Origin of the sequence: Acetobacter oeni (assembly GCF_011516825.1) — a bacterium.
Taxonomy (GTDB): Bacteria; Pseudomonadota; Alphaproteobacteria; order Acetobacterales; family Acetobacteraceae; genus Acetobacter; species Acetobacter oeni.
Genome location: NZ_WOTA01000010.1, coordinates 1 through 24,282, shown reverse-complemented (window position 1 = coordinate 24,282; position 24,282 = coordinate 1). Strand labels below are relative to the sequence as shown.

Below are 24,282 nucleotides of genomic sequence, written 5' to 3'. Positions count from 1 at the left end.
TGATTCCACTATATCGCAGTGGCAGGAATATTATGTAAACAACCAGCATAATATGTGAAGCCGGGCATATGCGTTGTTATGTGGGCTTTGCCAGAGCGTGGCCTTATCGTTTCTCTGGTATTAAGTTTTTCGAACAACAAAAAAGGAGGGTAAAAACCCTCCTTTCCCGTATTTCAGAATCAGCCCGATGAGCGTCCGGGCCAGGCGAAGAGAGTATAAAAGTCAGGCGACCTGGATATCTGTTTTACCTGTATTTCTGACAAGATATGGGCCAGCAGACAGCACTTCAATCTCAACCATTTTTGCAAACAGTCCTCCAGAAGTTTGTCCAAGCGTCAGAAGCGCGTTCCCCGCTGTCCAGCGACCAATGCCGCCTTCAAAATTGTGCCATCCATCAACCGCATCACGACTTTTGTGAACTGTCACGGCCTGACGGTCACGACCATTTGTAACGCACACATTGCCAATAAGGACACCAAGTTTACGTCTGTCATCACAAAAAGGGCCAATAGCATCAGAAGGACGAGTAATGTTTGAAGCGATTCTTACGGAATCAACATTGGCCGGAACCATGAAGCAATAAGTATGGTCAGTGTGACGAACCGGCCGGATTTCACGACCGTCCCTGGTTACCAGCCTGAGATCCGGATCAGTAATCTTCTTCGCTGCCTCTGAGGCGGAATCTTTATCAAAGCCAAGCTGTTTCGCCCGGGATGCCAGCTGATTCCATATAGGCTCTACTTTGTCCTGTGCGGTGACCAGTGGTGCCGCGGCATCATTTTCCCAGTTTTTGCCACCGGAAATGATAATGCCACCAGCGAAATGTGGGCGCATGGACCGAATGACGGAGTTTTCGAAAGTTCCGCGGTTTCCTGTATCAAGGTAGCTTTCGCTGAACAGTCCTTCGGATACGATCACAGCGTGCTCGTCGAGTTCGACATGGTAAAAATCATAAGCAGGGATACTGCGATCTATAACGATTGAGCGGTTATTGACCAGCATGCGAACAGGGACAAACTGTCCGTCAATATAGATACAATGTTCGGATGTTACGAGCAGATCACGGTGCGGCATTCCTGAGCCAAACGCATCCTGATGAATACGAACAGGATAAGCATCCTGCTCAAAATCAAGTCTGGATACATCGGCATGTGAACGTCCGAGCCAGCTAAGCGGATGATATGTCAGAGTGTCGTTAACAAGGACTGCGATCTCGTCCCCGGCAACCAGAGTCTCAACTGGTTTTTCGCCGTCGCGTGTCAGAATATGCGTTCCGGTAAGAAAACAACCATCAATCTGGCAGGAGTTGTTCGGATCGGTATGGAAATACGTTAGCGGATAGTTGGCTCCTACTGTGACCGGTACACTGATATAACCAGGCAGCGTCTTGCCGCCGGGATCGGCCGGAGTGTCGGTAACTGAAATCGATGTGTCATGCTTGAGCACAAGGCTGGAACCGGATGATGCAGTGGTACTGGCGATGCCCAGTGTGCCATACCCCCCCGGAACATCTTCAGCGCAAATGCCGGAGCCGGAGCCGAAATTGGTAATCGTGGCGTTCTGAAGCGAAGGGTAGGTGTAGAACTGGTCGCCACCGGCTGAAAGGTCTGCTCCTGGCATGTTGGCCTGATAAGCCCATTTTCCACTGGTATTTTCCAGAACAAGTATTGAGCCTGAAGTGCCCATGTTAATGGTGCCGGCTACACTTGCACTGGTCTGGATGTCGAGGTGCGCGCCGTTTACATTAATTCCACCAGTGGACTTGGAGGAATTGTACTCATTCGTAACAACTGTGCCAATACTCGCGCCATCTGGCAAAACGTACCATTTGCCTGTTTCCAGTGTTATTGTGTCTGAACTGGACGCAAGCACGTAAGGATCGGCTTCCGAGCCATTACCGCTGGTGTAAGCTGCGTATTGTACAGCTTCTGCCGCAGCCAGTGCGCTGCTTGTGCTGTCAAGCATGTGGAGTTCCTTAAAACAGAATCGAAAAAGGCTTGTTTGATTTTTTTTAACTACCAGCCTGATATGCTGTCAACGAAATAAAACGTTAATGTTTTTTATTTTCAAACACGCACGCTGATATGGCTGATTCGGTGAGGTGTGTCCCGCTTTTTTTGGGGATGCGAAGTCAAAAAATGCCCTGATATGATACATTACTGCGATATAAAATGTCGTTGTGTTTTTCGTGTTCGGTTTGTGCGTTGAGAGATTTATTCTCTGGAACGATTCTCTAAAAAATATTAATAACCACTTAAGACGAGACGTCAGGTAATGGCGTCGCGCTTGGTTGCCCACTGATTCGCGGACGGGTCAGATGTGGGAAGTATCATGAAATAACGGGGGTAATTCAGATGCGTGAACTTACTATGACTGAACTTGATGAAGTATCAGGTGGATGCTGTATTTCTTCCTGTCATCCGGCGCCGTCCTGTAGCCCTGCGCCATCATGTGGCACGAGTGCGGCTGTGATAGCGGCCTATGCCGGATACCTTGCCGGCGAATATAACGTCGCAGCGGACATCTATAATCACGCCAGCTGTTCAACAATCAGTTCGGCTGTCCAGAATGTCTGTACCGACACCCGGCTCGGTTATACAGAAGGCCTCAGCATGACAGTCGCTCAGGCGACTTCTTTGCTTAATACGGTCGTTTCTTCGATTAAGTCAGCTGTAACGCTGAACGGATGCGGCATGGTGTCAGGTATGAGCACAGTTACTTTCCCGCCGAATGGCACGGGTACTCTGGGCTGATCTTCGGACAGAAATTATAACCTGAGTTTCTGACGGCTGTAATCTGATTAATTGACGATCACCTGGTGGCTGCACAGGCAGACCACCAGGTGATCGTCTTTTTTTTGTTTCCTTTATCTTTATTTTTTTGTTGTGACTATGTAAGCGAAACGCTCTGTACTGAGAGATTCCTTTTTGTATGTCGTCACTTTATCGCCAGGAAGCGATCGACGCACGCCGACAGGCGTGGCTGGGGCAGGTGCAGGCCACGCAATCCCTGTCTGTCCGGGTTATTTCCTGGGTAACGCTGGGGCTTGTTGTTCTGGCCATCCTCTATGTACGCTTTGGTATTTATACACGCCGTGTACATGCGACAGGTCTGATGCTCCCGCCGACCGGCCTGATTACGATTGATGCAAGTGCGGCGGGAGTTGTCAGTAAGAGGCTGGCCGAAGAAGGCATGCAGGTTCACAAGGGGCAACCGCTCTTCGTGATTGATCTTGAGGCCCGGACGACAGCCGGCGCTACGCAGGGACAGGTTCTTGCGCAATTACACCGGCAACGCGAGCTGTTCGAGCGGCAGAAGGAAATCCGGGTTGCGGACGCACCTGTCGAGAAGCAGGCTCTGGTAAATCAGATTCGGAACCTGCAGCAGCAGCATGTTCTGACAGGGCAGCAACTTGCCAATGATGCTAAAGTGCTGCCAGTCGTTGAAGCAGCCGTAAACCGGATGAGAAATGCTCAGAGTGCTCATCTCGTGACTGAGACGCAGTTTCAGAGTCAGCTTTATACTTATGCTCAGTTGCTTAGCAGTCATGCTCAGTTTCTTCAGAATTATACCGATACCGAAGGTAAAATCTCAGATAATACATCGAAGCTGATACGGTATGATCGGCAGACAGCGCACGATATTAACGATCTTGATCGACAGATTGCCCAGATTGATCAGCAGATTGACGAAAGTGAAAGCCATCGTGAAATCCTGATCGAGGCCCCGGAGGACGGCGTTCTGAGCGCCGTACGTGCAAATCCGGGACAGCAGGTGAGTTCTGGAGCTCCACTCGTGACGCTGCTGCCCACAGGACGTGCGCTTGATGCTGAATTGTACGTGACAAGTGCATCCATCGGTTTTGTTCGTGAAGGTGAGCCTGTCCTTCTGCGTTACGCAGCCTTTCCATATCAGCGTTTCGGTCTTGCCAGGGGGCGTGTGACAGAAATCACACGGGCGCCTTTAACGGCGACAGAACCCGGACAAACTCAGCAGCAACAGCAGGCGGACAGTTCGAAAGATCAGAAGTCATCGTCGGATCTTTACAGGATACGGGTTAAGCCTGATCTCCCATATGTAATTGCTTATAGCCATGACAAACCGCTTCAGGCCGGGATGGAAGTCGAGGCCGATATCGCAATTGATTCACGGCACCTTTACCAATGGATTTTTGACCCGGTGACCAGCATGCATGACAGCATTATAGCTGTCAGTGGTGGCCTCGTCGATAAATGAGTACTCCTTTTGATTCCCTTCAGTTTGGTTTCGGTAAAAAAGTGCCGGTTGTTCTGCAGGTTGAGGCTGCGGAATGCGGAATTGCCTGTCTGGCGATGGTTCTCGGATTTTATGGTCACCAGATTGATCTTGCTACGCTGCGTCGCCGTTATTCGGTTTCTATCAAAGGTGTGACATTACGCAGTCTCGTGCAGGCTGCTGACACACTCGGTTTTACCAGCCGTGCAGTGCGGCTTGATCTGCAGGATCTGTCTAAACTCCGGACCCCCTGTATTCTTCACTGGGGAATGAACCATTTTGTGGTTCTCGTGTCGGTCAAAGGCGACCTGATCACAATTAATGATCCGGCTGTCGGTCACCGGACAGTCCCGCTCGAAGAGGTGTCCAGAGAGTTTACGGGCGTTGCTCTTGAGGTGACGCCAAATGAGTCGTTCGAACGTAAAGATGAGCGTGAAACGATCCGTCTGCGCGACCTGTTTCGCCATGTTGCCGGTCTGCGGGGCGCTCTTATGGGGCTGTTCTTCCTGTCGCTGGGACTGGAGGTCATAGCTCTGATTTCGCCGATGATTTCACAGGTCGTGATCGACGAAGTTATCGTTACTGCAGATCATGATCTGTTAATGACGATCACATTCGGGCTCGCCTTATTGCTGCTGGTGCAGATGTTTATCGGTTCTGTCCGTACATGGGCGGTCACACTGTTCAGCACGAGAGTTGGTCTGGAATGGAATACCAGTCTCTTTGATCATCTGACCCGTCTGCCGCTTGATTATTTCAGTAAACGCCATGTTGGTGACGTTCTTTCCCGTTTTGGTTCGCTCGGGTCGATTCAGCAGGCTTTGACGACGGACATGGTCCAGACCGTCATGGACGGCCTCATGGGCATCGGTATGGGAATCATGCTGTTCGTTTATGGCGGCTGGCTGGGTCTTGTTGCGTGCGTTGCTCTTCTTCTGGACATTTTGCTCAGGCTTTTGACCTACCGGACCTATCGTGAGGCATCAGAAGAACAGATTGTCGTCAATGCTCGTCAGCAGAGCCATTTTATCGAGACTTTGAGGGGGATGGCGAGTGTCAAGCTTCTCGGACTCAGAGAAAGACGTCGCACGACCTGGCTGAATATTATCGTCGACAGTATCAACATCAAACTCCGGCTACAGCGGTTCGATCTTATTTATGGCCGGCTGGGGGATTTTATTTTTGGTGCAGATCGTCTGATTATGATGGTTCTGGGCGCGAAGCAGGTGATGGACGGGTCCATGTCTGTTGGTATGCTTGTCGCGTTCCTGTCTTATAAAGATCAGTTTGCCAGCCGCGTTGGCTCTCTTGTGAGTACGGGCTTCAAACTGCGAATGCTCAATATTCAGAGTGACCGTCTCGCCGACATCGTTATGACGGAACCCGAACCTGTCAGTACAACAATTTCGGCAGCGCATCATGGTTCTGCGGCTCTGGCATGCCGGGAGTTGTCAGTACGCTATGCTGAACAGGAACCATGGATCTTTCGGAACATTGATCTCGATATCCCGGCAGGCCGAAGCGTTGCGATTGTCGGGCCATCAGGGTGCGGCAAGACCACATTGCTGAAAGCAATGATGGGACTTCAGGTTGTGGATGAGGGACGTATTTTTATCGATGGTGTTGATGTGTCGGTGCTGTCGCTTGATGGCTACCGTGAGCGTATTGCCGGAGTGCTGCAGGACGACGGACTTTTCTCAGGATCAATCGCTGATAATATCAGTGGCTTTGCCGAACATCCGGATCAGGATCTGATTGCGCAATGTGCTGCAAAAGCGGCAATTCTTGAAGATATTAAACGTATGCCGATGGGCCTGGAAACGCTGGTCGGTGATATGGGGGGAGCTCTCTCAGGAGGTCAGAAACAACGTGTTATTCTGGCACGCGCTCTCTATAAGCAGCCTCAGATCCTGTTCCTCGACGAGGCCACCAGTCATCTTGACGAATATACCGAATCAATCGTGGCAACCTCGCTTCGCGATATGAATATTACCCGGGTTATGGTGGCTCACCGACCGGCGACCATTGCGCATGCTGATTATATTTATTCGTTTGAACCAGGTGGTGTGCTCGTGCTGCGCAAGGGGCCTCAGTCTGCTGCCTCATCAGCACCAGCAGTTTCTTCGACGGCCGGATATGCCTCCGCCGCGCAGTTTGGCTCTTCGTGGAATATTTCAGCGTCTTAACGCTGGATGTTGTCCGGGGCTTTGTCGTGGATACAGCGTTTGGGCAGGTATCCTGGAATGTCTGGGTCCGTTGATGAGTTAATTGGCCGGGTAGAGGGAATGCGTTGTCGCCTGGATGACAGGCGGCTGTGACATTGCTAGAACCCCTCGCAACGCCTGGTTGCATGGGTGGCTTGTGGCAGTTTCGCGGGAACGTTAGCCAATGAAGATCGTCGCTTGTAATAGCAATCCTCCTCTGGCTGAGGCTGTTGCTGCCGAGCTTAACATGTCTCTCTGCAATGCGTCGGTCCGACGATTTGCAGATATGGAGATCTTTGTCGAGATCTTCGAGAATGTTCGTGGTGAAGACGTTTTCGTCGTGCAAAGTACCTGTACGCCGACCAATGATAATCTGATGGAACTGTTGATTATGCTGGATGCGCTGCGCCGTGGATCGGCACGCCGTATCACAGCTGTCATGCCATATTTTGGCTATGCACGGCAGGACCGCAAATCAGGTCCACGCACTCCAATCAGCGCAAAGCTGGTGGCCAATCTGCTCGTAGAAGCCGGCGCAGACCGGATTCTGACCATGGATCTGCATGCCATGCAGATCCAGGGGTTCTTTGATATTCCTGTAGACAACCTTTATGCCGCTCCACTCTTTGTGCGAGATATTAAAGAGCGTTATGGCGATCGTGATCTTATGATTGTTTCGCCGGATGTTGGCGGCGTAGTTCGTGCCCGGCAGCTGGCGCAGCGTCTCAATACGGATCTGGCAATTATCGATAAACGTCGTGAACGCGCCGGCGTCTCGGAGGTGATGAACGTGATCGGCGATGTCAAAGGGCGTCACTGTCTGCTGGTGGACGATATTGTCGACAGCGGCGGTTCGCTTTGTAACGCTGCTCAGGCGATCAGCAATCAGGGCGCCGCTTCTGTCGGAGCCTACGTGACGCACGGTGTGCTGACAGGGCGTGCAGTTGAACGTATCGGGAGTTCATCGATCGAGATGTTAACTCTGACCGACAGCATTATGGCGACGGAAGCCGTTGAAGCAGCACATAATATCCGACAGATCAGTATTGCCGGATTACTGGCGCGGGCTATGCGGGCCGTCTCGGACGAGAGCTCCGTGTCGTCTCTGTTTGACTGAGCGGGAGAGGCATATATGCTAAGTTCGACCTCTTACTGGTATCTTCGTCATGGGGAGACAGACTGGAATCGACAGGGCCTCTCTCAGGGGCGAACTGATATTCCGCTGAATGCGAATGGTCTTGCACAGGCCGAGGTTGCCGGCACAATACTGGCAGAACACGCAGTGCAGGATATGAGAATTGAACGAATTGTCTCTTCGCCGCTTACTCGAGCCTTAAGGACCGCCGAGATTGCAGCTGACGCATTAGAGCGGTCCGGTGCACGTCCATCGCTGACTGTAGACAAAGGCCTGGAGGAAGTCTGTTTCGGCGACCAGGAAGGGCGACCGATGGGAGACTGGTACGATGACTGGATCGAAGGTCATTATACTCCACCTGGAGCTGAACCTTTTACACTGTTACGCGACCGGGCGGTTAATGCTGTAAACAGGGCGTTGTCGGGGTCGGGTATGGTTATGATCGTAGCGCATGGCGCGCTTTTCCGTGCCCTTCGGTCTGCGATGTGTCTCCCGGTCAATGTGCGGTTGCCGAACGCTGTCCCTGTCGTCGCAGAGCCTCCGAAGAAAAATGAAAAACCCTGGAAGCTCCGTGTTTGCAGTTAATGCATGACGTTATTATGCAGGCTGAACTGAGAAAATCCTGAGCCGTCCGGGGCGGCACTCAACCAAACAGGTTGACCGAGGCTGATGTCTCATCTTTGTCGGCTTTGCTTCGATCTTCTTCGGTGATGACATTTCCGGTAGCATCCAGCCCGATAGACAGGGAACTGCCATGAGAGCGTTTGCCTGTGGCATTAATATTCGTGTCTGCGACAGTCGTCGGTGAACCGGACGTACGAGCCTTATGTTGCATGGCAAGCACGGCATAGCTGGTGCCGCTGATGTTAGATAGCGTCGTCATTGCGGTATCCTCCCGGGAAGTATTTGAACCGATTCCGGTTAGCGGAGAGTAAACTCCTGCTGTTCACGCCGAGATAAAGATACCATTATGAACGATGGTCTGATTGTGGCGTTTTCATGCTGTCAGTCGATATTGCAATGGAGCATATCATGTTCAGTATATACAGGATCGTTCCCGCCGCCGTTCTGGCTGTCGGGGTTGGTGCAATGCTTTCGCAGGCAGCGCTGGCCGCAAAAAGCGAGGTTTTTAGCGGAACATTCCGGGCAGAGCACGGGACTAAGTCAGTCCCTTCAGGTGAGGTCAGAGCCACGCTTAACCCGGACACGAATGTGCTGACTTACAGGATCATCTGGAAGGGCCTGTCAGGACCTGTCAATGCAGCTCATTTCCATGGTCCGGCTTCCTACGATCAGGATGCTGATGTCATGGTGCCAGTGGACGGCCCGTACAAGAGCCCGCTTTCCGGAAAGGTGACTCTTGATAGCGAACAGGCGAAGGAGCTGACGGACGGAATGGTTTATCTGAACCTGCATACCGAAGCCTGTCCAAATGGCGAAGCTCGTGCCCAGATGGGACGTCGCTGATTGTCAGCGTTTTTCTTCTGAAATGGTCAGGGCCAAGGCAGAGGCACAGGAGTGTCTCTGCCTTATAAATGTGATTTCTGAAAGATAAACAAATAATTTTTGTGGCATTGAGTTGTGTAAATAGTAATATTTTGATCGAACTCTGGATTATATTAGATAAAATAACGTATTGTTAAAGAATTATTTGACATCAGTTTAGCGGAATTTGTGTGTGTGAGATTATTTTTGACTGAAATTTTCGGAGGCGACGGACGTTTTCCTTACTAATCGGCCCGGTATCATTTCCCCAGCTCGCGCGAATAAATGAAACAACATCTGCGACCTGCTGGTCGGTCATCGTTTTGCCAAATCCTGGCATGACAAAAGTTGTTGGCGATGATCGCATCGCAGGAAGTGTGCTGCCGGCAAGGACGATCTGGATCAGGCTGTCCGGAGCTGGATTCATCACGACGGGATTACCTGCAAGTGGCGGAAAAGTGGTCGGGTAAGCATATCCGTCGGTACGGTGACAGGCTGCGCAACGATCTGCATAAAGTCGTGCTCCGCGGGCTGATGTGTCACCGTTGTGTAATGCTATAGTCTCGGTCGGGCTATACTGCCATGGTGGCTGATCTTTGTCGCAGGCTGGAAGTGATTTGAGAAAATGGGCGATAGAGGAAAGATCTTTATCATTCAGATATTGTGTTCCATGAACGATGGCACTGGTCATACCACCGAAGACTGAACCTCGGGCTGTGCGTCCGTTGCGAAGAAAACCGACGATATCCACTTCTGACCAGCGACCGAGTCCTGTCCGGTTCTCTCCGCGCAGACTTGTTGGAGTCCAGCCATCGACAGAATTTCCACCTGAAAGAAAAACCGCACTTTCCTGCGCTGTCAAAGCTTTTTCCTGAAGCGTCATAGCTCGGGGCGTATGGCAGGCGCCACAATGGCCTGGTCCTTCTACGAGATAAGCGCCCCGGGCAAGCATGTCGTCTTCAGTAAAACGGGCCGTTGATTTTCTGGCTTGTTCTGCTGAAGGCACAAAAAATGCCTGCCAGACATGGAGTGGCCAACGCATGGAGAGAGGCCATGTTGCCGTGCTGGCAGGCGGAGTTTCAGGGGAGGGTCTGACCGTGGTTGTAAAATAGATATAGAGTGCATGGATATCCGCATCCGTCATGCGGGCATAAGATGGATAAGGCATGGCAGGATAAAGTGGCGCTCCGTCAGCGCGAATGCCTTGTCGTACTGCCTGGCTAAACTGGCTTTCCGTATAGCGTCCGATCCCGTGATCGCGGTCGGGGGAAATATTAGAAGAGAAAATTGTACCGAAAGGCAGGTCAAACGGTAACCCTCCCGAAAACTGATCATGTCCGGGCAGAGTATGGCAGGCCGCACAATCCGCAGCACGCGCCACATATTCTCCCTGTTGCGCAACAGGAGAAATATTCTCTGCAGATGCGCTGCATGAAAAGATGCATGTGAGAGCCGCAATGATGACTGTGAACCCAAGCCTCTTTCTGTCAGATGTCAGATAACAGGAAATATATTTTTTATTTTGACACGTTTTCGATGTTTCCATCACACGGGCACCAGAGGGCCGGGGTTTTTTAAATAGGTCATGCGGATATGGTGTGCGCTCCAGTAAGCGAGAGCCGCGACCATGCCGGTCGGGTTATAACCTGTGCCCTGCGGAAAAGCATTCGAGCCGATAACGAAAACATTAGAAACGTCCCAGCATTGCAGATAGCGGTTAAGGGCACTTGATTTCGGGTCATCTCCCATAACCGCGCCACCCCCAAGATGCGTGGTCTGATAAAAGCGTGTATCGAAAGGCTGCCCGAATTCCTTCATTCCGAGATGGGTGCGGCGGGCGCCCATAGCTTTCGTTACAGCTTCAATTTTACCGACGACATAACGGTTCATGCGGATATCATTTTCTTTCCAGTCGAATGTCATCCGTAGCAGAGGTCGGCCGAAAGCATCTTTCCAGGTTGGATCAAGGTCGAGAAAAACATCACGATAAGCCATGTTGGAGCCATGAGCGTCCATCCGCACAGCATGCGTGTATGTGTCGATCATTTCGCTTTTCCAGGCCGATCCCCATCTTGGTGTTCCTGGTGGTCCGCCTGCTTTGGCGGCAGCGATGGCTTTGACGCCGGCTTGGTTCACCCACACAGGTGATCCACCAATGAAACCGAGTGGTCCATGATCGAAGTTTTCGCTGTTAAAATCATCGAAAGCGACGCCGCCGCCGCCCGTTCCGATGAACTGGTTCGTGTAAACTGAAGGATCCATCCAGGCGGTGGTGGTGCTGATGTTCTGATAGACAAAGTTGCGTCCGACGACACCGGTGTTGGCAACCGGATCATAGGGGCTTCCGATTCCGGAAACGAGCATCAGATGCACATTGTTAAACTGGAAAGCAGCCAGGATGACGAGTTCGGCAGGCTGAATGATTTTGTCGCCTTTGTCATCCAGATAGGTAACGCCGGTGGCCCGGCTTTTCGTGGAATCTAGGTTGACGTGCAGGACCGTGGCGTTCGGACGAATTTCGAAAAGTGGATTGTTTCTCAATGCCGGAAGAATATTTACGTTCGGAGACGCTTTTGAATACATGTAGCAGGCATAGCCGCTGCAATAGCCACAGAAATTACATGGGCCCATCTGGGCACCATATGTATTGGTATATTGTCGGGACGCGTTAGCCGCAGGAATGGAGTAAGGATGGTAGCCGACTGCCTCGGCTGCTTTCCGAAAAAGATGTGCTCCGGTTACGTCCTTAAGGGGGGGAAGAGGGAAGTCATCGGAGCGATCGGGAGCGAATGCATTTCCCTTTCCGACAATTTTTCCATTGACGGTGTAGGCTTCTCCGGATGTGCCAAAGACTTTTTCGGCCTTGTCGAAAAAAGGTTCAAGTTCGGCATATGTGACGCCATAATCCTGAAGATTCATTCCATCCGGGATAAAGGATTTTCCATATTTAGCGATTACCGTGCTACGCATGGCGAGGTCATCAGGTGCGATGCGGAGATGGACCCCGGACCAGTGCAGGCCGGCACCGCCAACGCCCTCGCCCGGCAAAAAGGCAGCCAGTTGCCGGTACGGCAGTGCGGTCTGGGTGATGTTGTTTCGGATAGTGACAGTTGTTTTCTGTAACTTCTGAAAAATTTTGAAACGGAAGTTTCCTTCCAGCTCATCAAGTGAGGTGGGATAAGCACCGTCGACAGCTGTACTTCGCTCTGCTCCACGTTCAAGCATAACGACATGCTGACCAGCTTCCGTCAGCTCTTTAGCCATAATGGAACCGGCCCAGCCGCCGCCGACGATAACGACATTGACGGATTTACGTGTGATGGTGGCCACGTCAGATTGTCTCCCCGGAGATCGATACCGATCCGAGCGGATATTGTTTTCCATACTGGTCGACCCAGTCCATGAAATCGGCACGGGCACCCGGAAAGCCGGTCATGGCCCAGCCTCCCAGCCCTTTATTCCCTCCATGGATCGGGTCCGAGAAGGCGCCCTCCTGTGTGTTGCCCAGCAGGTGACCAAAGAAGGTTGAAGCTGGCAGATCGCCGAACTGGTGCTCGCCGGATTCCAGCTCACGGAGGAATGAATCACGCGTGGCCGGATCAAGGTCGGCAAATTCCGTGTTGTGCATCTGACGGCAGAGATCACATGCACCGGAGATGCCGTAACGGTAGATGTCACGCGGTGTGTAGATAAGCTGATAACCCAGGTTGGCAGGGCCGGTAATGTGTGGCCCCTGCATGTACCACAAGGCGCCGTATGCGTAAGGTGTTTCCATTTGCCGGTCTATAAACTCCGGCACGCCCAGCTCGATCGCACTCGGACCATAAACATCCTGTGGAATCAGACGGTCACAGGCCGCATGGAGAAAGCGCCATTCTTCCTGTGTGAAGAAGGCGGGTTCATACCTGATTTCTGGCGGAGCGGCCTGGGAGCGGCGGGCGATATAAGTGCAGGTTGTGAGGGCCGTTGCACCGGCAAGAGTCTGAAGAAGAAGACGTCGGGGTAAAGGTGATGATGGCATGCGGTGGTTGTGGCTCTGGTCGTGATAATCCCGGAATGGGTTTGTCTCTGCGACTATAGGTTAAGGGGACTGAACGGAGCAAACTCGGTTCAGTCCGTTGCCGGAAACATAATTGCTGTCCTGTGTACACTGTCTCTGTCTCTGTCTCTGTCTCAAGGCGACGATGTCGAATCTCTGTCATTCCGGAAGCATCTTGTCGTGTTATAACGATAAATATAACGTGGGATTCGCTTTTTCCTCCCGGTGAATGCCGGGCTGAGGGAATGTGGCCATTTTCTTACGCGACCTGTTAGTAGTCCCGCTCGTGGTCTGTGTTCGTAATGACGCGGATCGGTTTTCTGTTCGGTTTGTTTTCACATTATGGCGATAGATGTTGCACCGGGTCTGGTTCTTCAGGAGTCAGAGCTTGTTTTTACCTATATCCTGGCCTCCGGCCCCGGCGGGCAGAACGTCAACAAGGTTGCCACAGCAGCGCAGCTTCGGTTTGACGCAGCCCGCTCACCTTCATTATGTGACCGGACAAGAGAAAGACTGATCCGGCTGGCAGGCAGTCGTGCGACACGGGAAGGGGTAATCGTGATTACCGCCCGGAATTTTCGCACGCAGCAGAAGAATCGCGAAGATGCAATCGGGCGGCTTTCAGAACTGATCCGTGAAGCGGCCCATCGTCAGACTTTCCGGGTTAAAACCCGTCCGGGGCGTGCGGCGCGTCAGCGGCGGCTGGACGGGAAGGCGCATCGTGCCGGGATTAAGCGTGGACGCCGTGTCAGTTCGGACGACTGACAGCCGGAGTTTCAGTCTGGCTATGTGGAAGGACTTAGACCCGGGAATAACTGACTTCGCGATCGGGGTTACAGGGAACAGAATTAACGAGGGCGAGAGCTGAAAAGAGGGCGGTTCGGAAGAGGCAGGTCGCCATGCCGCATCTTTTAGTCGAAAATCCTGTCGCATGTGTGGGTGATCATGGCGGGTGGGAAGTTCCAGATCGTGATCGATCTGCTTAGCTGAGCGTGATCAGCACCGGAACATGATCCGATGGCTGCGGCATGGCGCGTTCTTCACGGTCGGGGGCAGCGCTGAAGAGTCGCTGGGCGATGCGCGGGGAGAGTAGCGCGTGGTCGATGCGGAGGCCGCTGTCCCGGTTCCAGGCACCGGCCTGGTAATCCCAGAACGTGTAGCAGGGGTCGGTGGGATGCAGGGTACGGACGGCATCGGTGAGGCCGAGCCAGAGAAGGCGGCGGTAAGCCGCGCGGCTTTCGGGGCGTACGAGGGCGTCAGTGGGCGGGAGCGCACCGGGGGCGTAGTCCCGATCGGTGGGGCAGACGTTGTAGTCCCCGGCGAGGAGGAAATCGGTGTCGTCGCGCAGCATGGCTTCGGCGTGTCCGGCGAGAGCGGAAAAGAACTCCAGTTTGTTTTCGAAGCCGGTTTCGCCGCCGGAATTGCCGTTAGGAAGGTAGAGGTTTCCGACGACGAGGTTGCCGGCGGCAATCTCGATATAGCGGGCGGGGGGCTCGGGGTCGCGCAGGCCGGGGAGCTTGCTGACACGAAGTTCGACCGGGACGCGGGAGAGGATGGCGACGCCGTTATAGGATTTCTGGCCGGCGACGTGGGCGGTGTAGCCTGCTTCCAGGAAGAACTCCGTCGGAAACTGGTGAGTTTCGCACTTGATCTCCTGGAGAAGAAGGAGATCGGGTTCGTTCCGTTTCAGCCAGTCCAGCACGAGGGACTGGCGCTGGCGGATGGAGTTGACGTTCCAGGTCGCGATTTTCATGCCGGCGTAAGAGTCCCGCTTCAGGTCTGTGCGGGCTTTAGCCTGCGAGGGAAAAGCTGGTGCCACAGCCGCAGGATGAGGCGGCATTGGGGTTTTTTACGGCGAAGTGGGCGCCCATAAGTTTGTCGATATAGTCGAGTTCGGAGCCTTCGAGCAGATCGAGGCTGCCGGGATCAACGACGACGCGGATGCCGTTTTTCTCGATGGTGATGTCGTCAGGAGCGGTTTCAGCGTCGAGTCTGAACTCGTACTGGAAACCGTTGCAGCCACCGGCTGATACGGCCACGCGGAGGGCGTGAGGGATGCTGTCGTCTTGGCGCACAGCGATAATTTCCGCGATTCGGCGGGCGGCGGCGTCTGAGACGGAGAAGCGGGGCTGCTGGGTCATGGGATTATAATGGGGTGTCCGGGGCGCGATGGGAAGGGCGATGTAGGTTTTTACGGGGCTTTACCCCGAACCCCGCAGAGTGGTCCCTTTGATCACGGTGTAGTTTAATAAAACGGGTTGCCGGAGGCTGTGGTTCCCGCAGGGTTTCAGGGCAGAGCCCGGAGGCATTACAGTGCGTCCTCACCACTTTCGCGGGTGCGGATGCGGATAACGCGGGAGAGGTCGCTGACGAAGATTTTGCCGTCACCGATTTTGCCTGTGTGGGCAGACTGGAGAATGGCTTCCACAACCTGGTCAACTAAGGCATCGGCGATGGCGATTTCAATCTTGATTTTTGGCAGAAAGCTGACGTGATATTCGGCGCCGCGATAGATTTCGGTCTGGCCCTTCTGCCGTCCAAAGCCTTTGACTTCGGAAACGGTGAGGCCCTGGATGCCAAGCGGGGAAAGGGCGTCGCGAACGTCGTCGAGCTTGAAGGGCTTGATAATGGCCGTGACGAGCTTCATCGCAGTTCTTCTCCTAATCGTGCGAACACCACCCATGCAGGGAAGCATATCGCCCGGTCTGTGTCACGCTGCGACAGACGCTGCGGAATGGGATAGTCTCGCGCTTTAAAGCATGGCATGTCTCCCGGTTTCCTGGCCGCATTTCCATATGAAGCCGGAATGCGGCCAGCTGGTGCGTTATGATCGTACCTCTGAGTTTCGAAAGGACGCGGGCATGATGACATCCGGCAAGACGGATGAGAGCGGAGCGGGCGTTTCCACGGGCGCCGCCGAGGTCGATATCTGCATTATCGGGGCGGGGCCTGTGGGGGCGACGCTGGCCTGCCGTCTGGCCCGCGAGGGAGTGCGTGTGGCGGTTGTGGACCGGGCGCCTCTGCCTCCGATGGAGCATCCGGACTTCGACGGGCGGGCTTATGCCATTGCCGCAGGTTCGAAAAAGCTGCTCGACGATGCGGGGGTGTGGGGCCATTTGCCGCAGGTGCCGTGTCCGATTGAGGATATTCTGGTAACGGACGGGCGTGTTGGCGAGGCGCCTTCGCCGCTGTCGCTTGAGTTTACGCGCGAGGATTCGGATCAGCCGTTTGGCTGGATGGCTGAGGCGCGGGCATTGCGCGTGGCGCTGAATGCGACCCTGCACGCGTCTCCGAATGTGACGTTACTGGCGCCGGCAGAGGTGACCGTGGTGCGGAACGAGGCGGGTGTGACAGTCACGGCGAAGGACAGACGTGTGGTCCGTGCACGGCTGCTGGTCGCGGCGGACGGGCGGGCCAGCCGGACGCGGTCTCAGGCGGGGATTCCGGTGACGAAGCTGCCTTACGGCCAGAGCGGGATCGTCTGCGCTATTGCGCATGAATATCCACATGACAACGGGGCCCTGGAACATTTTCTGCCGGGGGGGCCGTTTGCGCAGTTGCCGATGACCGGGACGGCGGAGTTTCCCCATCTTTCGGCTGTGGTCTGGAGCGAGAAGGATGCGATGGCTCATCGTCTCGCGGGGCTGCCGCATGAGGCGTTTGCACGGGAGTTGCGACGCCGGATGGGAGACCGACTTGGCGAAGTGACGCCGGTGGGACGTCGATGGGTATATCCGCTTTCAGCGCAGTATGCCCAGCGTTACACGGCGACGCGGCTGGTGCTGGCAGGCGATGCGGCACATGGGATTCATCCGATTGCGGGACAGGGTCTGAACCTGGGGTTTCGGGATGTGATCGCGCTGTCTGAGTTGCTGATCGAGGCGCATCAGCGCGGCGAAGATCCCGGTTCTCCTGCGTTGCTGGCGCGGTATCAGGCGCGGTGTCGTCCGACGAACATGCTGATGTTCGTGGCGACCGATGCGCTGGATCGGCTGTTCAGCAATGACAATCCGGTGCTGCGGATGGCGCGGGATGTAGGGATCGCGACGGTACAGCGGTTTCCGCGTTTGCGGAAAGCGTTTGTGAAGCACGCGATGGGCATTTGAAACAGGGATACTGTCTCAGAGCGCGACCGTTTATTATCCCGGTTTCTGTCGGGTGTCAGTGAGAGCTGATTAAAGAACCAGTCCGGGCCGGAATTATGCCGGGATTGAGGCTTTGAGGGGGTGGCTGACGCGGGGAAAGAGCAGCTGGTGCCCGGTGAATAGCGGGGTGCTTTCCGGCAGCTCATTGAGTTGATCGGTGGCCGTTGCCAGAGAATTACATGCAAAATCGAAAGCGCTCCAGGCCTGCTGGTCGGTATGCCCAGCCCCCGATGCGTTGATATGCAGGATACAGCATCGACCGTGTCCGAAGAAATCGAGAAGGGGCACGAGTGTAATTTCGAAGCTGATATGGTGTTTCTGGCTGCCGTTGATGTGACCGAGGAGCGCCTGGGCCAGTTTGTAAATCCGGTCTGGTGTGTTGCGGTCGGGCTGGCGGAAGGCGATGGCAATGTAGGAGCCAATATAACGGTCTGAGCCGTCGGGAGCCGGAGTTTTGCGCCGGACCAGGCCGCATTCGCACCCGCAGGTCAGGAAAGATGAGCCCCGTTTGTTGACGGTTTGCAATAAGCGGAGGAGGCCGGCGGAGCGTTGCGCTTCAGGGATGAAGGTGGCGAGTTCAGGCTGGTCGACGAGATCGACATAGCCATGATTCCTGCTCCTGCCGCCGTAGCCTGATGGTTTGTAAGGAACAGTCGAGTGCGCTTCATCGCTTCTGGCGATGGTATACCCCTGGCCCTGAGTAATGATGGTCGTAGCCACCCTTGTCTCCACTGCATTGTTTTGTGCAGCATGGGCGGATCATGTTGAATTTGGGTTAAGCGAACGGCCTGCATTCGGGTTTATTTAACAACCAGCTAAGGAACTGTGCTTCTTTGCGGGTTCCGGGGCTGAGTCCGGAAGCAAAAGAATTCAAAAATATTTGTGGTTGTCGAGGATTGTTGAAAACGGTCCTGCTCACATTTTTTTCAGAGAACGTAAAAAAAAGCGTCCGGAAGTGAGCCCTCCGGACGCTTTCAGGTGGTTCGTCGCTTAGCTCAGGGCATCGGACCGGATACGGCTGCGGGGGCGACGCTGCGCGTCGTCTGCGGAGCGCGGGGGCCGGGCGCTTCTGGTGTCGCCGGAGCTTTTGAGGGCCGGAGCGGCGGACAGTTCGGCCTCCAGCTGCACGATACGTTTGCGAACGCTGTCGCGCAGCGTGGCGGCAGTGTGGGACTTCATCGACGCTAGGGTTTCCTTGAGGTCGCGAAGCTGTTTCTGCTTCTCGGCAAGGGAGCGGCGGATCGGCTGGTTGTCCGAAAACTGGCCGTGAAAAGCACGCATGATTTCAAAACCCATTCAGGCAGGACATGAGGTGAAGATCCCTTATGTAGGACCAGACCATGAACAAAAAAGAAAGAAACAGGATTTCCGACATGCTTTTAAGGAGATCTGATCCTGCCGATCAGCTCTCGCCCGCATATCGGGTTTTGACCTGTTTCCGGAATAGTGACGCTTATCAGGAAGGACCCGGCTAACCGGGTGGAGTATTCCTGCGGACGATTGTCCCGAGAGCGTCAGCCAGAGCCGCGCATTGCGGGGCGGTGCCGATCGTCACCCTGAGCCAGGAAGACGTTCGCGGGCCTTTTAAGTGGCGCACGATAATCGCCCTTTCTCTCAGCGCGGCAGCCACCATGGCTGCGTCGCGGTCAGCATGCCGAACGTAAACAAAGTTGGCACAGGAAGGCAAGACCTCAAATCCGAGCTTTGTCAGCGCGGATGAAAGGGATGCCCGTGTCGCCATGACTTTCGCCACGGAATCGCGGAACCAGGCTTCGTCTTCGATCGCCGCCTGAGCGCCGGCCTGGGCCAGGCGGTCGAGCGGGTAGGAGTTGAAGCTGTCTTTGACACGCACGAGGGCCTCGATCAGATCGGGGTTTCCGAGTGCGAATCCGACGCGCAGCCCGGCCAGCGCCCGGGACTTGGAGAGGGTCTGGACGACGAGCAGATTCGGGTGGCGTTCGATCAGCGGAATGGCTGAGTCGGCGCCGAAATCGACATAGGCTTCATCGATCAGGACCACCCGGTCCGGGTGACTGGCGAGCAGATTTTCGATGTCCCCACGGCTGAGGGCAATGCCTGTCGGCGCGTTGGGGTTGGCGATAACGATCCCGCTGTTGGGAAGAGCGTAGTCTTCCGGTCGGATGCGCATGGAGGCGTCGAGCGGGACGGTCTGAAAGGGCAGGCCATAGAGGCCGCAATAGACCGGGTAGAAGCTGTAGGTGACATCCGGGAACAGGATCGGGTCACCGTGGCTGAACAGGGCCTGGAAGGCGTGGGCGAGGACTTCGTCGGAGCCGTTGCCGACAAAGACGTGCCGGGCGGTGAGCCCGTGGCGGGCGGCTATGGCCTCCCGCAGGGCGAGGGATTCCGGGTCCGGGTAGAGGCGAAGCGTGTCGTCGGTGGCTTCCCGGATGGCGGCTATGGCCATTGGCGAGGGGCCGTAGGGACTTTCGTTGGTATTGAGTTTGACGATGTTGGTAATCTTGGGCTGTTCGCCGGGAACGTAGGGTGTCAGGCGGTGGACGAGCGGACTCCAGAACCGGCTCATGCTTCGCTTCCGAGGATGCTCATCATTTCCGGGTAGCCCTGTGCGGTGGCCAGGTCGCGGGCGCTCTGCCCCTCGCCGTCTTTCAGGGCGGGGTCGGCTCCGGCGTCCAGCAGAAGACGGGCCATATCCTTGCGGCCGAACATGGCGGCGAACATGAGGGGGGTGCGCCCGACGTCATTGGCGGCGTCGACGGTGGCGCCTGCTGCCAGGAGCAGTTTCGCCAGTGCCGCGCTGCCCTTGAAGGCGACGCCGGCGAGGGCCGTGGCGCCTTTGGCGTCCCGCTGGTCGATGGCGGCGCCGGCGTTCAGCAGCACGCGGGCGGTCTCTTCGTGGCCATTATAGGTCGCCAGGATCAGGGCTGAATGGCCTTTTTCGTTAGCGAGATCGGGACTGAGGCCGGCGGCTATGAATTCACTGACGAGGTCGGTTTCGCCGTCGCGGGCGGCGTTCAGGAACAGAGCCTCGACTTCGGCCTGGTCGAACGTCTTGTCTTCCTGCTCTGTCATGAGAGTCTCCTCCTGTTTTTGCTGGACGGGCCGGAACCCGGTGATCTGGTTCTTACGGTATACGCGGCGGCTTGCGAAGCGTCTGACGATGGATGTGTGATGTGCCGGAGGCCGGGTTATGTGTCCCGGGCTTTGCCGGAGACCGGGGATGCGAGTGATTTTCGGGGGCGGGTTTTCCGGAAGGGGTGGGGTGGGAGTTTTGACGGATCACGGATTGTTGCCGGTTTGGGGGGACAGTGTTTCGGTTTGTGCCGGGCGGGGCCGGGGGCGAGGTCTGTGGCGGGGTGGCATGGTGAGAGCTCTGGTTGTGGCGATCTGTAACTGAGGCTGTCTCTGCTGCTGTTACGGGAGAATTTATTTTGCACGGCGGGTGTTGACCGGGACCGGGGACAGTGGGGATTCCGGAAAGTTATGGAAATATTTAGTTTGGTTCCGGAATGTTGTGGCGGGCTGAATGATCGGGCAGAGGCTGCTGCTCAATGCGTCCTGATTTGTGGTCGCCCGGTGTCGGGTCGGGACCTGTTATAAAACGGAACTGCAGGGGCTCTGTTCGGACCTGGGGGGCGTCATGCGAAGGCGTGTCATGCATGACGGTCCTTGCGCCCCGAGCTGTTGATAAACGAACCGGTTTCCAAAGGCTCCGGCCTTTGGTGGGTTTCAGGGCAAAGCCCTGAGAGACGACACTCCGTGGCTCGGACTGTATCAAAATTGATCTCAACTCTTCGGAGAGTTACATTTCGATACGACTTTGCCGCACTTCGGAGACACCATCTCCCCATAACCGTGTCCGGAATCGGAGGATTTGTTTAATGAGACGTGTAATTCTTGTCGGGATTGCGGTCTTCGCATGCGCTCTCGGGGCGAAAGAAAGCCGTGCCCAGTTTCTTACGCCCGGTCAGCTGGCGCAAAATGCGCTCGGCTCGGAAAAATCGGCCTTTAACCAGAGCGTGAAAAACGAGAAGGATGGTGTGACGAACAGCATGCAGAATGTTCGTGATGGGATCAGAAAACGCGAGCAGAATGCGAAAGACAGCTACTCGAACGCTGTTGATCCTTACAAAAACGCTTATTCTGACAAGAAAAAGGAATTGAAGTCGGAGCGTGACGGTTTTAATTCACTGACGTCCGGCTGGTAAGAGTCGGTTCGTCTCACCCGGCCCCGTTTCGACGGGGCTTTTTTTTGGTCCTGTTTGCGTCTGGCGTTGTTGTTCTCAGGGCTTTGCCCTGAAACCCACCAAAGGTCGGGGCCTTTGGAAACCGGTTTGTTATAAATCAGGGTGCAGGGGCCTGTGGTCCCCGGGTCGATCTGTTCTCGTGTTTATCCGACAAAAATAGAAATGATCAGTCCGGTTCCGAACAGCAGGAAAAACGCACCGGTGGTCAACCGGCCTCTGGTTGCCACACCTGGGCGGCTCAGAGAAGATCTGATGCGGCGCGCCAGGATCGCATAAATGCCGAGTACCAGAAATTTCACGATGGCAAATGAGATGACAAGCACAGCAAGTATCAGATAACGCCGGTGGCCCGGTGCATCGGATATGAACTGTGGAAACAGGGCGGAAAAGAACAGAATAGCTTTGGGATTGCTGATACCGACCGAAAACGAGTGTATCCAGGAGGCGCGTCCTCCCTTTTGTTTTGTTGTCGCATTTGGGTTCGGGGCATTTGAGTTCCGGAACGGCAGAGGAGGTGCGGGACGCAGATACCGGATGCCAAGCCAGATGAGATAGGCCGCGCCGAAAAGACGCAGTCCGATAAATAGCATCGGGCTTGCGGTGATGAGCGCTCCGACCCCGGCTGCGGATAAGGTCGCCAGCAGCAGGATCGCGCACAGATCACCGCTAAGTGCGAAAATCGCACGCCGGAAGCCGAGGGATACAGCATTGTTGACCAGGAAAACGGTGGACGGACCGGGCGTGGCAACCTGTGCCGCCGCAACCATCAGAAAGGCGAGGTAATGTGCGGCTGTCATAACGGATGATTCCAGGCAGGGTGGAGTAATATCGAAAGGCTGGCTTTCTCCCTCGTAGATCGGTACAATTAGTCGATCAATTATTACATTGTTCCGAGCACAATAAATGTCAGCCAGCAGTTTCCTGAGACATGCCGACAAGCTCTCCGCACAGATCCGTCGCGGCACGCTCAAAGCAGGGACACGCCTGCCCCCGGTACGAGATTATGCCTATGAGCATGGAATGGCGGTTTCTACGGCTGCCCGTGTTTATGCAGAGCTCGTCCGTCGCGGGCTGGTAGCAGGGCATGTCGGCAGGGGGACTTTCGTCAGGCCGCCCGTCACCGAACCACGTTTCTCCGAGCCGGGTCATCTGATCGATCTGGAGTTTAATGCTGCGGGGTTATTGCCCGAAGAAGCCTTATTGTTCCGAGGTGTAATGGAACAATCCTGCATGCCGGACGTGTTGGCGGCTTTAGGCAATTCAGCTTCCGCTTATGCTTCGACTGATGTGAGAGCCACTTTTGCCTGGCATCTGCATCGTGAGGCGTGGAGCCCTGAAGCGGGGCATCTTCTGATTGCCGGCAGCGGTCGCCAGGCCATTGCGGGCAGTTTTGCCGCTTTGACCGAACCGGGGGCCTCAATCGGGATTGAGGCAACGACGTATCCCATGACGCGCGCCATCGCACGGCGGCTGGGTCGGACTGTTATCCCGCTTGCGATGGATGCGGACGGGGTTCTGCCTGACGCGATCGCAGATGCACGACAGAACCATGAGGTGCGCGTCGTTTATCTCCAGCCGGTGCTTCATAATCCGCTTGGTATGACGATGAGTCCGGCACGACGCGCAGCCATTGCGGAAACCCTTGTCCGGCATGATGTGACGCTGATCGAGGACGTGGTGTATGGCTTTCTTGCGCCCGATGACGGACCTCCGATTGCCGCGCTGGCGCCGGACCATGTGATTCTGATCGATAGTCTGTCGAAACGAGGCTTTTCGGGAATGCCGCTTGGTCTGCTGGTGATCGGTAATCGCGCGTTACGCGATCGGGTGGCGGGCAGTCTTCGCTCCGGTGCCTGGCTGGCTGCTCCGCTCTCCGTTGCCATCGGGTGTGGGATGATAACGTCTCAGGCTCTTTCGACATTTGAAGCAAACCGACGGGTGGATGCGCGTCATCGGCAGAGTATTCTTCGACATTATCTGCCGGAGACGTGTTTGCAGAGCGATGTCCGGTCTTACCATGCCTGGCTTCGGCTGCCGGATCCCTGGCGTCCCGAAACATTTTGTGCCGCGGCCCTCCGGGAGGGAATTGCGCTGACGCCAGCGACAAGTTTTACCGTGCAGCCGTCTCACACAAAGGATGCGGTGCGCCTTGCTCTGGCGAAGCCGACGATGGAGCAGCTTGACCAGGCGATGAGCACTCTTCGTCGCCTGCTCGACGAAGGGAACGCTTATCCGATCTATTAGCTTTCATTTCTGTCTTTAAACTCTGTTCGGATTGGCAAGCGGTCCGGAGCGGCTGACAACATCGAAAATCCAATCCAGATGATGTTCCTCAAGATTGATCGGCGGCTGAAATCCATTGGGTGCCGTAGTTTCCACTCGGATGCCATAGAGTTTTTTGGGCGGATGTTCAGAGAGATATTTTCTTGAGTTGTCACGTGTGTGTTTAATAATATTAGAAATGTGTGAAATTATCTGGAGATTCGGGTCGGGGATATTTTTAAAATCCAGGTCTTTTTCTCCTGACTTCTCTGCTTCCTCTGCAAGTTTCCTGTAATTGCCGAGATTTACAGGTTTGATTGTCGGGTTTTCATAATGGAACCATTGATAAACAGAAGTTTCCCGGAAATGGCAGGCGGAGAGCACAAACGCACGCCGGAGTTCTAAAAGTGCTTCTTTAAGTGTCTGACCGAAAATGAGTTGAGTGATTTCAGCGGGTTATGATTCATGGGTTTGCGATAACCTGATGAGATCAAGATGGCCTGGACTGAAATCACCCGAGCGCAGTATC

The 24,282-nt window shown here is 54.9% G+C and carries 24 protein-coding genes; 10 read left to right on the top strand and 14 right to left on the bottom strand.

The features are described 5' to 3' along the window. Positions 1–222 precede the first annotated feature (222 nt). A complete protein-coding gene (locus GOB90_RS08290) occupies positions 223–1,818 on the bottom strand; it encodes a Hint domain-containing protein (protein ID WP_242011890.1) in 1,596 nt (531 codons plus the stop codon). Between the two features lie 536 nt (positions 1,819–2,354). On the opposite strand from GOB90_RS08290, the gene GOB90_RS08285 reads away from it, so the two are divergent. The 5 genes from GOB90_RS08285 to GOB90_RS08265 all read left to right on the top strand — a co-directional run bounded on the left by GOB90_RS08285 (position 2,355) and on the right by GOB90_RS08265 (position 8,178). Further along, complete coding sequence (locus tag GOB90_RS08285) at positions 2,355–2,753, top strand: hypothetical protein (RefSeq protein WP_146890399.1); 399 nt, start codon at positions 2,355–2,357, stop codon at positions 2,751–2,753. A 178-nt stretch (positions 2,754–2,931) separates the two neighbouring features. Then, complete coding sequence (locus GOB90_RS08280) at positions 2,932–4,236, top strand: HlyD family secretion protein (protein WP_146890396.1); 1,305 nt, start codon at positions 2,932–2,934, stop codon at positions 4,234–4,236. Continuing rightward, on the top strand, positions 4,233–6,440 hold the full coding sequence (locus GOB90_RS08275; protein WP_146890393.1) for a peptidase domain-containing ABC transporter: 2,208 nt from the start codon (positions 4,233–4,235) through the stop codon (positions 6,438–6,440). The genes GOB90_RS08280 and GOB90_RS08275 overlap by 4 nt, the downstream gene beginning before the upstream one ends. Positions 6,441–6,642: 202 nt before the next feature. Continuing rightward, on the top strand, positions 6,643–7,575 hold the full coding sequence (locus GOB90_RS08270) for a ribose-phosphate pyrophosphokinase (protein WP_146890389.1): 933 nt from the start codon (positions 6,643–6,645) through the stop codon (positions 7,573–7,575). Between the two features lie 15 nt (positions 7,576–7,590). Next, positions 7,591–8,178 carry a histidine phosphatase family protein gene (locus GOB90_RS08265; RefSeq protein ID WP_146890384.1) on the top strand — a complete coding sequence of 196 codons (588 nt, stop codon included), beginning with the start codon at positions 7,591–7,593 and terminating at the stop codon, positions 8,176–8,178. Positions 8,179–8,236: 58 nt separating this feature from the next. On the opposite strand, the gene GOB90_RS08260 is transcribed toward GOB90_RS08265, so the two are convergent. Next, entirely contained in the window at positions 8,237–8,476 is a 240-nt protein-coding gene (locus GOB90_RS08260) for a hypothetical protein (RefSeq protein ID WP_146890379.1), read from the bottom strand. Between the two features lie 149 nt (positions 8,477–8,625). Between GOB90_RS08260 and GOB90_RS08255 the strand changes: the two genes are divergently transcribed. Continuing rightward, entirely contained in the window at positions 8,626–9,060 is a 435-nt protein-coding gene (locus GOB90_RS08255; protein WP_146890376.1) for a CHRD domain-containing protein, read from the top strand. 190 nt (positions 9,061–9,250) lie between these two features. On the opposite strand, the gene GOB90_RS08250 is transcribed toward GOB90_RS08255, so the two are convergent. The 3 genes from GOB90_RS08250 to GOB90_RS08240 are packed head-to-tail and all read right to left on the bottom strand — an operon-like array spanning position 9,251 to position 13,099. After that, on the bottom strand, positions 9,251–10,624 hold the full coding sequence (locus tag GOB90_RS08250) for a c-type cytochrome (protein ID WP_146890371.1): 1,374 nt from the start codon (positions 10,622–10,624) through the stop codon (positions 9,251–9,253). After that, positions 10,624–12,408: a GMC family oxidoreductase gene (locus tag GOB90_RS08245; RefSeq protein WP_373322039.1), complete on the bottom strand. Its 1,785-nt coding sequence runs from the start codon at positions 12,406–12,408 to the stop codon at positions 10,624–10,626. Before GOB90_RS08245 ends, GOB90_RS08250 begins: the two co-directional genes overlap by 1 nt. A 1-nt stretch (position 12,409) precedes the next feature. Further along, positions 12,410–13,099, bottom strand: a complete 690-nt coding sequence (locus tag GOB90_RS08240; protein WP_146890369.1) for a gluconate 2-dehydrogenase subunit 3 family protein — start codon at positions 13,097–13,099, stop codon at positions 12,410–12,412. Between the two features lie 360 nt (positions 13,100–13,459). Between GOB90_RS08240 and arfB the strand changes: the two genes are divergently transcribed. Further along, positions 13,460–13,882: an alternative ribosome rescue aminoacyl-tRNA hydrolase ArfB gene (gene arfB, locus GOB90_RS08235; RefSeq protein WP_146890367.1), complete on the top strand. Its 423-nt coding sequence runs from the start codon at positions 13,460–13,462 to the stop codon at positions 13,880–13,882. A gap of 217 nt (positions 13,883–14,099) precedes the next feature. On the opposite strand, the gene GOB90_RS08230 is transcribed toward arfB, so the two are convergent. The 3 genes from GOB90_RS08230 to glnK form a co-directional block, all read right to left on the bottom strand. Further along, positions 14,100–14,870 carry an exodeoxyribonuclease III gene (locus GOB90_RS08230; protein WP_146890465.1) on the bottom strand — a complete coding sequence of 257 codons (771 nt, stop codon included), beginning with the start codon at positions 14,868–14,870 and terminating at the stop codon, positions 14,100–14,102. 37 nt (positions 14,871–14,907) lie between these two features. Next, on the bottom strand, positions 14,908–15,258 hold the full coding sequence (gene erpA, locus GOB90_RS08225; protein WP_146890364.1) for an iron-sulfur cluster insertion protein ErpA: 351 nt from the start codon (positions 15,256–15,258) through the stop codon (positions 14,908–14,910). 167 nt (positions 15,259–15,425) lie between these two features. Beyond that, the gene (glnK, locus tag GOB90_RS08220; RefSeq protein WP_146890362.1) at positions 15,426–15,764 is read right to left on the bottom strand and encodes a P-II family nitrogen regulator; all 339 of its coding nucleotides are present in this window, start codon (positions 15,762–15,764) and stop codon (positions 15,426–15,428) included. Between the two features lie 217 nt (positions 15,765–15,981). Here glnK and GOB90_RS08215 point away from each other — a divergent pair, with 217 nt between their 5' ends. After that, positions 15,982–17,223, top strand: coding sequence for a UbiH/UbiF/VisC/COQ6 family ubiquinone biosynthesis hydroxylase (locus GOB90_RS08215; protein WP_242011895.1), 1,242 nt, complete (start codon positions 15,982–15,984; stop codon positions 17,221–17,223). Between the two features lie 93 nt (positions 17,224–17,316). Here the strand turns inward: GOB90_RS08215 and GOB90_RS08210 are convergent, their stop codons facing one another. The 4 genes from GOB90_RS08210 to GOB90_RS08195 form a co-directional block, all read right to left on the bottom strand. Next, complete coding sequence (locus GOB90_RS08210) at positions 17,317–17,982, bottom strand: hypothetical protein (RefSeq protein WP_146890358.1); 666 nt, start codon at positions 17,980–17,982, stop codon at positions 17,317–17,319. Positions 17,983–18,252: 270 nt separating this feature from the next. Beyond that, on the bottom strand, positions 18,253–18,543 hold the full coding sequence (locus GOB90_RS08205; RefSeq protein WP_146890356.1) for a hypothetical protein: 291 nt from the start codon (positions 18,541–18,543) through the stop codon (positions 18,253–18,255). A 190-nt stretch (positions 18,544–18,733) separates the two neighbouring features. Next, the gene (gene hisC / locus GOB90_RS08200) at positions 18,734–19,810 is read right to left on the bottom strand and encodes a histidinol-phosphate transaminase (protein WP_146890354.1); all 1,077 of its coding nucleotides are present in this window, start codon (positions 19,808–19,810) and stop codon (positions 18,734–18,736) included. After that, positions 19,807–20,316, bottom strand: a complete 510-nt coding sequence (locus GOB90_RS08195; RefSeq protein ID WP_146890352.1) for an ankyrin repeat domain-containing protein — start codon at positions 20,314–20,316, stop codon at positions 19,807–19,809. The genes hisC and GOB90_RS08195 overlap by 4 nt, the downstream gene beginning before the upstream one ends. A gap of 809 nt (positions 20,317–21,125) precedes the next feature. Between GOB90_RS08195 and GOB90_RS08190 the strand changes: the two genes are divergently transcribed. Then, a complete protein-coding gene (locus tag GOB90_RS08190) occupies positions 21,126–21,452 on the top strand; it encodes a hypothetical protein (protein WP_146890350.1) in 327 nt (108 codons plus the stop codon). A 182-nt stretch (positions 21,453–21,634) separates the two neighbouring features. Here GOB90_RS08190 and GOB90_RS08185 read toward each other — a convergent pair whose 3' ends face one another. Continuing rightward, on the bottom strand, positions 21,635–22,288 hold the full coding sequence (locus tag GOB90_RS08185) for a LysE family translocator (RefSeq protein ID WP_146890347.1): 654 nt from the start codon (positions 22,286–22,288) through the stop codon (positions 21,635–21,637). Positions 22,289–22,394: 106 nt separating this feature from the next. On the opposite strand from GOB90_RS08185, the gene GOB90_RS08180 reads away from it, so the two are divergent. Next, a complete protein-coding gene (locus tag GOB90_RS08180) occupies positions 22,395–23,735 on the top strand; it encodes an aminotransferase-like domain-containing protein (RefSeq protein WP_146890344.1) in 1,341 nt (446 codons plus the stop codon). A 15-nt stretch (positions 23,736–23,750) separates the two neighbouring features. Here GOB90_RS08180 and GOB90_RS08175 read toward each other — a convergent pair whose 3' ends face one another. Further along, positions 23,751–24,137: a hypothetical protein gene (locus tag GOB90_RS08175; RefSeq protein ID WP_173572000.1), complete on the bottom strand. Its 387-nt coding sequence runs from the start codon at positions 24,135–24,137 to the stop codon at positions 23,751–23,753. Positions 24,138–24,282: the final 145 nt, after the last annotated feature.

Coding starts and splice junctions, on each gene's coding strand:
- GOB90_RS08180 (WP_146890344.1), top strand. CDS start 22,395: ATGTCAGCCAGCAGTTTCCTGAGACATGCCGACAAGCTCTCCGCACAG.
- GOB90_RS08265 (WP_146890384.1), top strand. CDS start 7,591: ATGCTAAGTTCGACCTCTTACTGGTATCTTCGTCATGGGGAGACAGAC.
- GOB90_RS08250 (WP_146890371.1), bottom strand. CDS start 10,624: ATGGAAACATCGAAAACGTGTCAAAATAAAAAATATATTTCCTGTTAT.
- GOB90_RS08270 (WP_146890389.1), top strand. CDS start 6,643: ATGAAGATCGTCGCTTGTAATAGCAATCCTCCTCTGGCTGAGGCTGTT.
- GOB90_RS08255 (WP_146890376.1), top strand. CDS start 8,626: ATGTTCAGTATATACAGGATCGTTCCCGCCGCCGTTCTGGCTGTCGGG.
- GOB90_RS08205 (WP_146890356.1), bottom strand. CDS start 18,543: ATGCGTGCTTTTCACGGCCAGTTTTCGGACAACCAGCCGATCCGCCGC.
- GOB90_RS08215 (WP_242011895.1), top strand. CDS start 15,982: ATGACATCCGGCAAGACGGATGAGAGCGGAGCGGGCGTTTCCACGGGC.
- GOB90_RS08275 (WP_146890393.1), top strand. CDS start 4,233: ATGAGTACTCCTTTTGATTCCCTTCAGTTTGGTTTCGGTAAAAAAGTG.
- GOB90_RS08190 (WP_146890350.1), top strand. CDS start 21,126: ATGAGACGTGTAATTCTTGTCGGGATTGCGGTCTTCGCATGCGCTCTC.
- erpA (WP_146890364.1), bottom strand. CDS start 15,258: ATGACCCAGCAGCCCCGCTTCTCCGTCTCAGACGCCGCCGCCCGCCGA.
- arfB (WP_146890367.1), top strand. CDS start 13,460: ATGGCGATAGATGTTGCACCGGGTCTGGTTCTTCAGGAGTCAGAGCTT.
- GOB90_RS08285 (WP_146890399.1), top strand. CDS start 2,355: ATGCGTGAACTTACTATGACTGAACTTGATGAAGTATCAGGTGGATGC.
- GOB90_RS08260 (WP_146890379.1), bottom strand. CDS start 8,476: ATGACGACGCTATCTAACATCAGCGGCACCAGCTATGCCGTGCTTGCC.
- glnK (WP_146890362.1), bottom strand. CDS start 15,764: ATGAAGCTCGTCACGGCCATTATCAAGCCCTTCAAGCTCGACGACGTT.
- GOB90_RS08280 (WP_146890396.1), top strand. CDS start 2,932: ATGTCGTCACTTTATCGCCAGGAAGCGATCGACGCACGCCGACAGGCG.
- GOB90_RS08185 (WP_146890347.1), bottom strand. CDS start 22,288: ATGACAGCCGCACATTACCTCGCCTTTCTGATGGTTGCGGCGGCACAG.
- hisC (WP_146890354.1), bottom strand. CDS start 19,810: ATGAGCCGGTTCTGGAGTCCGCTCGTCCACCGCCTGACACCCTACGTT.
- GOB90_RS08230 (WP_146890465.1), bottom strand. CDS start 14,870: ATGAAAATCGCGACCTGGAACGTCAACTCCATCCGCCAGCGCCAGTCC.
- GOB90_RS08240 (WP_146890369.1), bottom strand. CDS start 13,099: ATGCCATCATCACCTTTACCCCGACGTCTTCTTCTTCAGACTCTTGCC.
- GOB90_RS08195 (WP_146890352.1), bottom strand. CDS start 20,316: ATGACAGAGCAGGAAGACAAGACGTTCGACCAGGCCGAAGTCGAGGCT.